Origin of the sequence: Streptomyces sp. NPDC056480 (assembly GCF_042795405.1) — a bacterium.
In the GTDB taxonomy this organism is placed as follows: Bacteria; Actinomycetota; Actinomycetes; order Streptomycetales; family Streptomycetaceae; genus Streptomyces.
Window position 1 is genome coordinate 1 of the sequence record NZ_JBHTSA010000186.1, and the last position, 11,310, is coordinate 11,310.

Annotated in this window: 10 protein-coding genes; 7 read left to right on the forward strand and 3 right to left on the reverse strand. The window is 73.2% G+C overall.

The genetic code is table 11. The features are described from left to right. Positions 1-72 precede the first annotated feature (72 nt). The 3 genes from ACFQ79_RS38670 (at position 73) to ACFQ79_RS38680 (ending at position 4,706) form a co-directional block, all read left to right on the forward strand. On the forward strand, positions 73-696 hold the full coding sequence (locus tag ACFQ79_RS38670; protein WP_030314321.1) for a GntR family transcriptional regulator: 624 nt from the start codon (positions 73-75) through the stop codon (positions 694-696). 304 nt (positions 697-1,000) lie between these two features. Further along, positions 1,001-3,706, forward strand: a complete 2,706-nt coding sequence (gene aceE, locus ACFQ79_RS38675; RefSeq protein ID WP_383592584.1) for a pyruvate dehydrogenase (acetyl-transferring), homodimeric type — start codon at positions 1,001-1,003, stop codon at positions 3,704-3,706. A 40-nt stretch (positions 3,707-3,746) separates the two neighbouring features. Then, on the forward strand, positions 3,747-4,706 hold the full coding sequence (locus ACFQ79_RS38680) for a helix-turn-helix transcriptional regulator (protein ID WP_383592587.1): 960 nt from the start codon (positions 3,747-3,749) through the stop codon (positions 4,704-4,706). 3 nt (positions 4,707-4,709) lie between these two features. On the opposite strand, the gene ACFQ79_RS38685 is transcribed toward ACFQ79_RS38680, so the two are convergent. After that, positions 4,710-5,648, reverse strand: coding sequence for an SDR family oxidoreductase (locus ACFQ79_RS38685; RefSeq protein ID WP_383592591.1), 939 nt, complete (start codon positions 5,646-5,648; stop codon positions 4,710-4,712). Positions 5,649-5,747: 99 nt separating this feature from the next. On the opposite strand from ACFQ79_RS38685, the gene ACFQ79_RS38690 reads away from it, so the two are divergent. Further along, positions 5,748-6,269 carry a DUF4240 domain-containing protein gene (locus tag ACFQ79_RS38690; RefSeq protein ID WP_383592608.1) on the forward strand — a complete coding sequence of 174 codons (522 nt, stop codon included), beginning with the start codon at positions 5,748-5,750 and terminating at the stop codon, positions 6,267-6,269. Positions 6,270-6,325: 56 nt separating this feature from the next. Here ACFQ79_RS38690 and ACFQ79_RS38695 read toward each other — a convergent pair whose 3' ends face one another. Further along, on the reverse strand, positions 6,326-7,120 hold the full coding sequence (locus ACFQ79_RS38695) for an SDR family NAD(P)-dependent oxidoreductase (RefSeq protein WP_383592594.1): 795 nt from the start codon (positions 7,118-7,120) through the stop codon (positions 6,326-6,328). Between the two features lie 113 nt (positions 7,121-7,233). Between ACFQ79_RS38695 and ACFQ79_RS38700 the strand changes: the two genes are divergently transcribed. Then, positions 7,234-7,989: a TetR/AcrR family transcriptional regulator gene (locus ACFQ79_RS38700; RefSeq protein WP_383592597.1), complete on the forward strand. Its 756-nt coding sequence runs from the start codon at positions 7,234-7,236 to the stop codon at positions 7,987-7,989. Here ACFQ79_RS38700 and ACFQ79_RS38705 read toward each other — a convergent pair. Then, positions 7,961-8,464: a GNAT family N-acetyltransferase gene (locus ACFQ79_RS38705; RefSeq protein ID WP_383592600.1), complete on the reverse strand. Its 504-nt coding sequence runs from the start codon at positions 8,462-8,464 to the stop codon at positions 7,961-7,963. The genes ACFQ79_RS38700 and ACFQ79_RS38705 overlap by 29 nt on opposite strands. 46 nt (positions 8,465-8,510) lie before the next feature. On the opposite strand from ACFQ79_RS38705, the gene ACFQ79_RS38710 reads away from it, so the two are divergent. Then, the gene (locus ACFQ79_RS38710; RefSeq protein ID WP_383592603.1) at positions 8,511-9,422 is read left to right on the forward strand and encodes a TIGR01777 family oxidoreductase; all 912 of its coding nucleotides are present in this window, start codon (positions 8,511-8,513) and stop codon (positions 9,420-9,422) included. A gap of 186 nt (positions 9,423-9,608) precedes the next feature. Then, on the forward strand, positions 9,609-11,009 hold the full coding sequence (locus ACFQ79_RS38715; protein WP_383592606.1) for an NAD(P)/FAD-dependent oxidoreductase: 1,401 nt from the start codon (positions 9,609-9,611) through the stop codon (positions 11,007-11,009). Positions 11,010-11,310: the final 301 nt, after the last annotated feature.

An 11,310-nucleotide genomic window follows, 5' to 3' on the forward strand; every position in this document is an offset into this window, starting at 1 on the left:
GTCCGGAAGTGTTTCCGGACGGGGGCGCCGCCGTATTGTCTTTAGAGTCAACACTCCCCGAGGAGCCGCTTCATGACCGTCCCCGTCGTCCACTCGCTGCGCGAGCAGATCCGCGAGCACATCGTGGAGGGGATCGTCAGCGGCCGCTGGAAGCCGGGCGAGCGGATCGTGGAGCGCCGGATCGCGACCGAGCTCGAAGTCAGCCAGACGCCCGTGCGCGAGGCGCTGCGCGAGCTGGAGTCGCTGCGGCTGATCGAGTCGGCGCCGAACAAGGGCGTCCGGGTCCGCAATCTGACCGCCGCCGACCTGGAGGAGAGCTACCCCGTACGCGCCGGTCTGGAGCAGATCGCGGCCGAGCTGGCGGCCGGCCGGCTCGCGGCCGACTGCTCGGCCCTGGAGCCGCACGTGGCGGCCCTGTACGAGGCGGACGCGACCTCCGACGGCACGGCCCAGGTGCGGCACACGGTGGCCTTCCACCGGGAGCTGGTGAAGGCCGCGGGGAACGCCGTCCTGCTGCACACCTGGGAGACCCTCGGCATCGAGGTCTTCACGGCCCTGTCGATCCGCTGGCTCGGCACGGTCCAGAAGTCGTACGCGGAGGAGCACCAGGAGCTGGTGGAGGCCTTCCGGCGGGGCGATCCGAACATCGGCGCGCTCGTGAAGGCGCATGTGCTGGGTTGCGCGCCGCGCGCCTGACCCCCCTTTCTCGTCACGGACAGTGAGCGGGTCCACCCTTCCGGTGGGCCCGCTCATTCGTGCGCGCATCTCCTCGGTGAGCGGCCTCTCCCCGCTCTCACCCGCGAAAACAAGGCACCGGGTGCCCCATTTCGCGGCACCCTGTGCCGACTTTCTCGATCTGAAGAGGTTTTCCCCTTCAACCCTTTGATCGATCATCGATCGTCGGTTTACAGTCTTCGGCGGGCCGCTACCCGGCCCTTCGCCCTGTCCTGCCAGACAAGGCACCCCTTCTCCACCCCCACCTGTCCGGAAGGCGGCGATCATGACCGATCCCGTAGGCAAGATTCCGAGCGAGCTCGACCAGCTCCCGGACCGTGACACCGAGGAGACCGCCGAGTGGGCGGCCTCCCTGGACGCCGTCACCAAGGCCGCCGGCCCCCACCGGGCCGCCTACCTGATGCGCCGCACGCTCCAGCACGCCGAGGGCGCGGGCCTCGCCCTGCCCAAGCTGCTGGAGACGGACTACGTCAACACCATCCCGACCTCCGCCGAGCCGACGGGCGCCGACTTCGGCGGCGACGAGGCCATGGAGCGCCGGATCACCGCCTGGAACCGCTGGAACGCGGCCGCGATGGTCACCCGCGGCTCGAAGTACGGCGTCGGCGGTCACATCGCCACGTTCGCGTCGGCCGCCTGGCTGTACGAGACCGGCTTCAACCACTTCTTCAAGGGCAAGGAAGCCGACGGTTCCGGCGACCAGCTCTACATCCAGGGTCACGCCGCGCCCGGCATCTACGCCCGCGCGTTCCTGGACGGGCGCCTGAACGAGGCCCACCTCGACAACTTCCGGCAGGAGTCCGGCGGCAACGGTCTGCCCTCCTACCCGCACCCGCGCCGCCTGCCCTGGCTGTGGGAGTTCCCGACCGTCTCCATGGGTCTGGGCCCGCTCTCCGCGATCTACCAGGCGCGCTTCAACCGCTACCTGACCAACCGCGCCATCAAGGACGTCTCCGCCTCGCACGTGTGGGCGTTCCTCGGTGACGGCGAGATGGACGAGCCCGAGTCGACCGCGGCCCTCGCCCTGGCCGCCCGCGAGGGTCTGGACAACCTGACCTTCGTCATCAACTGCAACCTGCAGCGCCTCGACGGCCCGGTCCGCGCCAACTTCAAGATCGTGCAGGAGCTGGAGGCCCAGTTCCGCGGCGCCGGCTGGAACGTCGTGAAGTCGCTGTGGGGCAACGCCTGGGACGAGCTGTTCGCGCTCGACACCACCGGCGCCCTCGTCCGCCGCCTCCGCGAGGTGCCGGACGCGCAGGTCCAGACGTACCAGACCCGCGACGCCGCCTACATCCGCCAGGACTTCTTCGGCAAGGACCCGGCGCTCGTCGCGATGGCGCAGCTGCTGAGCGACGACAAGATCCTGGAGTGCTTCCACCTCTCGCGCGGTGGCCACGAGCCGCGCAAGGTGTACGCCGCGTACAAGGCCGCCGTGGAGTTCAAGGGCGCGCCGACGGTCATCCTCGCGCAGACCGTCAAGGGCTTCACCCTCGGTGAGGGCTTCGCGTCGAAGAACGCGAACCACCAGATGAAGAAGCTCACGAACGACGAGTTCAAGAACATGCGTGACCTTCTTGAACTGCCCATCTCGGACGCGCAGTTCGCCGACGGCCAGGTGCCGTACGGCCACCCCGGCGCCGACTCCCCCGAGGTCCGCTACCTGCAGGAGCGCCGCGCGGCGCTCGGCGGCCCGGCCCCGGCCCGTCGCACCCACGCGATCGCCCCGCTGCCGGCCCCGGCCGAGAAGGCCTTCACCGCCTTCGACAAGGGCTCCGGCACGCAGTCGATGGCGACCACGATGGCCTTCGTCCGCCTGGTCAAGGACCTCATCCGCGACAAGGAGACCGGCAAGCGCTGGGTCCCGATCGTCCCGGACGAGGCCCGGACCTTCGGCATGGAGTCGCTGTTCCCGTCGCTCGGCATCTACTCGCCGAAGGGCCAGACGTACGAGCCGGTCGACCGCGACCAGCTGATGTACTACAAGGAGGCCGTCAACGGCCAGATCCTCAACGAGGGGATCACCGAGGCCGGTTCGATGGCCGACTTCATCGCCGCTTCCACCGCGTACTCCACGCACGGCGAGGCGATGATCCCGTTCTACATCTTCTACTCGATGTTCGGCTGGCAGCGGACCGCCGACCAGATGTGGCAGCTCGGCGACCAGCTCGGCCGCGGCTTCCTCGTCGGCGCCACCGCGGGCCGTACGACCCTGACGGGTGAGGGCCTGCAGCACGCCGACGGCCACTCGCCGGTGATCGCGGCGACCAACCCGGCGGCGCTGACGTACGACCCGGCGTTCGCCTACGAGGTCGCGGCCATCGTCAAGGAGGGTCTGCGCCGGATGTACGGCGAGGCCGCCGAGGGCGAGGACCAGAACGTCTTCTACTACCTCACCGTCTACAACGAGCCGATGCCGCAGCCCGCCAAGCCGGCCGGCATCGACGAGGGCATCGTCAAGGGCCTCTACCGCTTCAACACGGCGGAGTCGGCGGGCCTCGACCTGCCCGCGAACGCCTCGCGGATCCAGCTCCTCTCCTCCGGTACGGCCATCCACTGGGCCCTGGAGGCGCAGCGGCTGCTCGCCGCCGAGTGGGGCGTGGGCGCCGACGTGTGGTCCGCGACCTCCTGGACGGAGCTGCGGCGCGACGCGCTCGAGGCCGACGCGGCGCTGCTGCGCGGCGAGGAGCAGGTGCCGTACATCCGCACGGCCCTGGAGGGCGTCGAGTCCCCGGTCCTCGCGGTCTCCGACTACATGCGCCAGGTCCCCGACCAGATCGCGCAGTGGGTCGAGCAGGACTGGTCCTCGCTCGGTGCCGACGGCTTCGGCCTCTCGGACACCCGTGACGCGGCCCGCCGCCACTTCGGCGTCGACGCCCAGTCGATCGTCGTCGCGGCCCTCGCCCAGCTCGCCCGCCGCGGCGAGGTCCCGGCCTCGGCCGTGAAGGAGGCGCGCGAGCGCTACGGCCTGTAGGCCCTGCCCGGTCGTCGGTGCGGGCGCGCATGATGGGTTCATGCGCGCCGCCCGGCTGATCAAGATGGTCCTTCTCCTCCAGTCCCGTCCTTCGATGACGGCGGCCGAACTCGCCGCCGAGCTGGAGGTGTCGGAGCGCACCATCACCCGCGATGCCCTCGCCCTCTCGGAGGCGGGGGTTCCGGTGTATGCGGACCGGGGCAGGACCGGTGGGTACCGGCTCGTCGGCGGCTACCGCACCCGGCTCACGGGCCTGGCGCGCGGCGAGGCCGAGGCGCTGTTCCTGTCCGGACTGCCGGGGGCGCTGCGGGACATGGGCCTGGAGGACGCGGCCTCGGCGGCCCGGCTGAAGGTGTCCGCGGCGCTGCTGCCCTCGCTGCGGGACGCCCCGGACTCGGTGGCGCAGCGCTTTCTGCTCGACGCGCCCGGCTGGTACCAGGAGCCGGAGACCCCGGAGCTGCTGCCGCCGATCGCGGAGGCGGTCTGGGACGACCGGATGGTCTCGGCCCGCTACCGGCGCGGTGACCGCGAGGTGGAGCGCGAGCTCGCCCCGTACGGCCTCGTCCTGAAGGCGGGCGTCTGGTACCTGTGCGCGCGGTCCGGTACGGCCTTCCGCACCTACCGGGTGGACCGCTTCGCCGCCGTCGCCCTCGCCGTGGACCGCTTCGAGCGGGACGAGGGCTTCGACCTGTCCGCCTTCTGGGCCGAGCGCGCGGCGGAGTTCGCCCGGTCGATCCTGCGCGCCGAGATCGTCGTACGGCTCACGGAGGCGGGTGCCCACCGGCTGCCGTACGTGACGGACCGCGCGGCAGCCGAGGAGGCCCTCGCGGCGGCGGTCGCCGAGGACGGCGGGCTCCGGGTGGTCCTCCCGGTGGAGAGCGAAGAGGTCGCGTTCTCCCAGCTGCTCACGCTCGGCCCGGAGGCCGAGGTGCTCGCCCCGGCCTCCCTGCGCGAGCGTTTCGGTGCGGCCGCCCGCGCGATGGCCTCGCGGTACGCGTGAGGGTCAGCGGTAGTCGTTCACGTCCGGGCTGCCCTTCTCCTCGGCGAGCATGAAGCCCCAGGCGTCCGGCCGTGAGCCGTCCGCGTCGGTGAAGCCGTACTCCCCCGCGAGCTGGCCGCTCGACAGCGACCGGCCGTTCCAGCGGTGCCGGTCGGGGTCGGCCGCGAGCGCGGCGATCGCCCTCCCCACGTACACCGGGGACTCGGCGATCGCGAAGCCGGGGATCTTCTCGACGGCGTCGCGCCAGTTCTCCTCGGTGACGCCGAACGCGGTGAGCATCTGCTCGGACCTGAGCCAGCCGGGGGTGACGGAGACGGCCGTGCCGCCGTACTCCTCGAGTTCCCTGCCGAGGCCGAAGGCCATCCGGATGGGGGCGTTCTTGGCGAGGTCGTAGAAGAGGTTCTCGCGGTAGCGGGTGCCGTTGTACTCGGACGTGCCGTCGGTGACCTCGACGACGAGGCCGCCCCGGTTCCGGATGAGCAGCGGGATCGCCGTGTGGGAGGTGATGGCGTGCGTCCGCACCCCGAGTTCCAGCATCCGCAGGCCGCCGGCGAGGTCGCTCTCCCAGGTCTTGTCGCCGAAGACGAGGAGGTGCTCGCCGCCCCACACGTCGTTCACGAGGACGTCGAGCCGGCCGCGCTCCCGGTCGATCCGCTCGACCAGCGCCTTCACCTGGTCGACCTCCAGGTGGTCGGTGGGGACGGCGATGCCCTCGCCGCCGGCGGCCGTCACCAGTTCGGCGGTCTCCTCGATGGTCTCGGTGGCCCGGCCGACCTCGCTGAGCTTCTCGCGGGTGGTCCGCCCGGTGACGTACACCGTCGCCCCGGCCGCGCCGAGCTGGACGGCGATGCCGCGTCCGGCGCCGCGGGTGGCTCCGGCGACCAGGCAGATCCGTCCGCGCAGGCTGTTCGTCTGGTTCGTCTCGTTCGTCTCCGTCGTCATGCGCACCAGACTCGCAGGAAAGTACGACACCTTCTGTCCGGATTCATTTCGGGCTTTCCGGGTGCGTCGCACCTCCCGAACCAGGATGCTGGTCCCGTGATGGACGAGACGGAGTTCTGGGAGATCATCGACGCCAGCCGCGAGGACGCCGAGGGCGACCCCGAGGAACAGGCCGACCTGCTCGTGGAACGGCTGACCCGGCTGGACCCCGACTCCGTGCTCGACTACGCACGCCATTTCGAGGCCCGCTACAACCGCGCGTACCTCTGGGATCTGTGGGGCGCGGCGGCGGTGCTCTTCGACGGGGCCGGCGACGAGACCTTCGATTCGTTCCGCTGCTGGCTCATCGGCCAGGGCCGTGAGGTGTACGAGGGCGCGGTGCACGATCCCGACACGCTCGCGGAGCTGCTCGGCGACTTCGACGTGGAGATCGACGGGGACGGCGAGGAGATCGGTTTCGCGGCGGACGAGGCGTACGAGCAGCTGACCGGCGCGGAGACTCCGGACCTGGGCATTCCGATGCCTGGCGGGGAGCCGCTGGGAGCCCCGTTCGACCTGGAGGACGACAAGGTCCTCGCGGCCCGCTTCCCCCGGCTGTGGGAGCGCTTCGGGACGGTGTAGCGCGCGTCACGGATCCCGGGGAGGCCCCGGGATCCGTCGCGGCCGGAGTGCGCCGGTCAGAAGTGGGTGCCGCCGTCGATGCGGACCTCGGTGCCGGTGATGAACTTCCCGTCCTCGGAGGCCAGCATCGCGACGACGCCCGCGACGGTCTCGGGGCCCGCGAAGCCCTGGCCGAGGGCGGGGGCGAGCTTCCCGAAGAGGGACCAGTCGGCGTCCTCGGGGATGCCGGGGCCGACGCTCTGGCGGCTGGCGCCGGTGCCGTCGGTCATGCCGGAGGAGATGGAGCCGGGCTGGACCGCGGTGAAGCGGATGCCCTGCTTGGCGTACTCGGCGGCGAGCGCGTGGGTCATGGACTGGATGCCGCCCTTGCTGGCCGCGTAGGCCGCCATGTAGGGGTGCGCGAACATCGCCGAGGTGGAGGAGAAGTTCACGACGGCGGAGCCGTCGCCCTCCAGGAGCGCGGGGATCGACTCGCGGATCATCAGGAACGTGCCGGTGAGGTTGATCCGCACGACCTGCTCGAAGGAGTCGAGGCTCGTCTCGTGGGTGTGCGAGGAGCGCAGGATGCCGGCCGCGTTGACCAGGACGTCCAGGCCGCCGAGCGCCTCGACGGCGGCGGCGACACCGGCGCGTACGGAGGCCTCGTCGGCGACGTTCAGGACGACGGTGGTGAGGCGGTCGGCGGCGTCGCCGGCCTTGGCGACGGTGTCCTTGAGGCCGTCCTCGCTGATGTCCGCGGCGACGACCCGGCCGCCCTCGGCGAGCACGCGCAGGACGGTGGCCTGGCCGATGCCGGAGCCTCCGCCGGTGATGAGGGCGCGGCGTCCTTCGTAACGGGTCAGCTGGTTCATGGCGGCAACCTCTCGATGTCGAGCTTCCGGGAATCCTGGGTCCGGGACGTCGGAGGCTCCCGGGGAATGCCGCCACCGTACGCCCAAGTGGCACGATTTGCCACAGCTGCACGATGTGCACCGTCGGCAGTCGCGGGCGTACGCTTCGTACGGTGAGCACCAAGCCCGCGGGCGCCACGCCCCCCACCCCGACGCTGACGGAGCGCCGCAAGGCCGCGACCCAGCTGGACATCGCGCGCGCCGCCGCCGAGCTCTTCACCGAGCGCGGCCCCGACGGCACCACGGCCGAGGACATCGCCCTGCGGGCCGGGGTCGCGCTGCGCACCTTCTACCGGTACTTCCGCTCCAAGCAGGACGCCGTGGCCCCGCTCCTCGCGGGCGGCGGCGACCGCTGGCGCGAACTGCTCGCCGCGACGGCCACGGACGGCCCAGGCGGCGCCGGTGCCGCCCCGGGACCGGGCGCGGGGCTGCCCGAGGCCCTGGAACGCTCGATCGCCGCCTCACTGACCCCGGCGGACCCGGCGGCCGAGGAAGGACTGCGCTGGACGCGCGGGATGCTGCGCGCGGCCGCCGAGGACCCGGCCCTGCGGGCCGTCTGGTACCGGGTCAACCAGGAGTCGGAGGAGCGGCTGCGCGAGGTCGTCGCCGGCCTCGCCGGTCCGGGCGCGGACCCGCTGGAGGTACGACTCGCGGCGGCGGCGGCCACGGACGCGATCCGGATCGCGCTGGAGAGCTGGGCGGAGACGGACGCGCCGGTACGGGGCGAGGGCGCCCCGGCCGAGCTCGCGGTCCGCTGCCTGCGCGAACTGATGGGCGGAATGCGGCTGCTGAACCCGGACGTCAGCGGAGGGTCAGCGACCGGCCCATGAGGACGTCGTCCACGTACTCCCCGGCCAGGAACATCTCCCCCGGCAGCACGCCCTCCACCGCGAAGCCCTCGGAGGCGTAGAGCGCGCGGGCCGGGGCGTTGTGGCCGAGCACCCGCAGGGTCATGCGGACGGCGCCGTCCGCCCGCGCCTTGTCCATCGCGGCCCGCAGCAGCGCCCGCGCCACGCCGTGCCCCCGCACGGCCTCGGCCACCACGAGCCCCTGGATCTGCCGCACGTGGGCGGTGGCGGCGAGCGGGGTCGGCGCCACCACCCGGATGTAGCCGACGACCACCTCCTCGCGCACGGCGAGGAGGTAGTCCCCCGGCAGGTGGCGCTCGTCGAAGAAGGGCTCGTACGGCGGCACCGGGGCGGGCAGCACCGCGTGCAGGGGCGACCACGCGGCCCGGTCGAGCTCGGCGAGGGTGGCGTCGTCCGCGCGTTCGGCGGTACGTATCAGGGTCTCCGGCACGATCATGACCGCCACTGTGCCACGCGCCCGCCCGGGAGGGCAGGATGGTGCCATGCAGCGTTCCGCCACTCGCAAGCGCGTCGCCGTCACCGGTGCCTCCGGGCTCATCGGCTCCGCCCTCGTCCGCTCCCTGCGCGCCGACGGCCACGACGTCGTCCGGCTCGTCCGCAGGCCCGCCCTGACCGCCGACGAGGTCGAGTGGGACCCGAAGCGGCTGTACGTGGACGCCGCCGGGCTCGTCGGCGTGGACTCCGTCGTGCACCTGGCGGGCGCCGGGGTCGGCGAACGCCGCTGGAACGACGCGTACAAGCAGGAGATCCGCGACAGCCGCGTCCTCGGCACGACGGCGATCTCCCAGGCCCTCGCCTCCCTCGCCGACCCGCCGGAGAGCCTGGTGTGCGGCACGGCGCTCGGCTGGTACGGGGACACCGGCAGCCGCGCGGTCGACGAGAGCGCCCCGGCGGGCACGGGCTTCCTGCCCGAGGTCTGCGTGGAGTGGGAGGCCGCCGCGGCCCCCGCCGAGGAGGCCGGCATCCGCGTCACCTACGCCCGCACCGGCCTGGTGGTGGCGCGCGAGGGAGGAGCGTGGGGACGGCTGTTCCCGGTCTTCCGGGCCGGACTCGGCGGACGGATGGGCGACGGCCGCCAGTACTGGTCGTTCATCTCCCTCCACGACGAGGTGGCCGCCCTGCGCCATCTCGTCGACACCCCGGCGCTCTCGGGCCCGGTGAACCTGACCGCCCCCGAACCCGTCACCAACCGCGAGGTGACGGCGGCGATGGGCCGGGTGCTGCGCCGGCCGACCCTCTTCACCGTGCCCGCGCCCGCGCTGAAGGTGGTGCTCGGGGACTTCGCGCAGGACGTGCTGGGGAGTCAGCGGGTGCTGCCGGGACGGCTGTTGGAGACCGGATTCGACTTCGCGTTCCCGACGATCGACGACTCCATCAGGGCCGCCGCGCGCTGAACCGCACACCGCTCCCCCTCCCTCACTCCCCCTCCGTGCTCCCCCGTGCCGCACGCACCCCGGTGCGCGCGGCTGGCACCCGTGGGAGCGCTGCCTAGGCTCGACGAGAACGGCGAACTCGGGCATTCCGGAGGCTCGTTGGGGGCATAGGCCTCCCACTGGCCGCGCCGACCTGGGGAGGGGCACGTGCTCAACAGCGCAGACAGCGCAAGGACCGCACAGCGTACGAACGTCGATGCCGATGTCGATGTCGACCTCGGCATCGCGCAGACCGTCGACGTCGTCATCGTGGGAGCCGGGGTCGCGGGACTCGCCGCGGCCCGCCGGCTCACCGACGCCGGGCTCACCGCCGTCGTCCTGGAGGCGGAACCCCGCGTCGGGGGCCGGATGGCGACCGAGGCCGTCGACGGCTTCCTGCTCGACCGGGTGGGACCGCTGCTCACCCTGTCGTACGAGGAGCTCCGGGCCGCCCCCGGGCTCGACGGCCTGGTGCTGCGGCCGTTCGCCCCGGGGGTGCTCGTGCACAGCGACGGACGGTACGCGCGGTGGGGCGCCCCGCACCCGCGCCGGACGGCCGGCGCGCCCCGGAGCACGGGGCACCGGAGCGTGGGGGGAGCGTTCAGTGTGGCGCGCGCCCTCGCGAGCGCCCCCCGGCATCCGGCCGCCTCGCTCGACCAGGCGCGGCTCGGCGCGTCCCTCGTCCGGCTCGCGGCGACCCCGACGCAACGCATCCTGGCCCGCCCCGAGCGGACCGCCCGCGAGGCGCTGACCGCGCGGCTGCCCGCCAGGACCGTCCAGGGCGTGCTGCGGCCCCTGCTCGCGGCGCTCCTCGGCGACCCGGACCTCGGCATGTCGAGCCGCCGCGCGGACCTGGCGCTGCGCGCCTTCGCCCGGGGCCGGCTCGCGGTGCCCGAGGGCGGGGCGGCCGCGCTCCCGGAGCGGCTCGCGGCGGCGCTGCCGCCGGGCACGGTACGGACGGGGGTCCGGGTCACGGAGGCGTCGATCTCGCGGGTGACGACGGCGGAGCACGGGGTGTTCCGGTGCCGGTCGGTCGTCCTCGCGACGGGGGCGCGGACGGCCGCCGAGCTGCTGCCCGGTCTGCGGCGGCCGGCCTTCCACGCCGTGACCGTGCTGCACCACACGGCGCCGGTGGCGCCGACGGCCGACCCGACGCTGCTCCTGGAGGCCGACCCGGACGGGCCGGTGGCCCACACGGCGGTGATGAGCGCGGTGGACCCGGGACGGGCGCCGGAGGGCCGGACGCTGATCACCTCGACGGTGCTCGGAACGCCGCCGGACGACACGGAACGGCGGGTCCGCAAGCACCTCGCGACGCTGTACGGCACGTCGACGGACGAGTGGGAGCTGCTGACCCTGCGTCACACGCCGGACGCGGTCCCGTCGATGCCGCCGCCGCACGACGCGGACCGCTCGGTCCGCCTGCTCGCGGGCCTGTACGTCTGCGGCGACCACCGCGCGACGAGCACCCCCCAGGGCGCCCTGACCTCGGGGCAGCGGGCGGCGGCGTCGCTGCTTCGGGACTTGGGGCTGAGGGCCGGGACGCAGGAGGACGAGGAGGCGGCGTAGGGGGTGGCGGGGGCGCAGGGGGTGACGGGGCGCGGAGGGTGGCGGGGCCTCACCGACGCCCGAAGCCCGCGCCCCTCACGAGCCGCGCCCCCGTTGTGGGCATTCGTTCCGCTGGGACGGAACCCGCCCCCACCCCGTTGTGGGCATTCGTTCCGCTGGGGCGGAACGGGTGGGCACAACGGAACGGCGCCCTCTGCCGGGCCTAGGCTCCCTGCGCCTGGACCCGCACCACAGGTGCGGCGCACAAGAGGTGCGGGTCCAGGCACAAGGGGCGGAGGCGCCGCCAGAGCGCGCCGTCCCG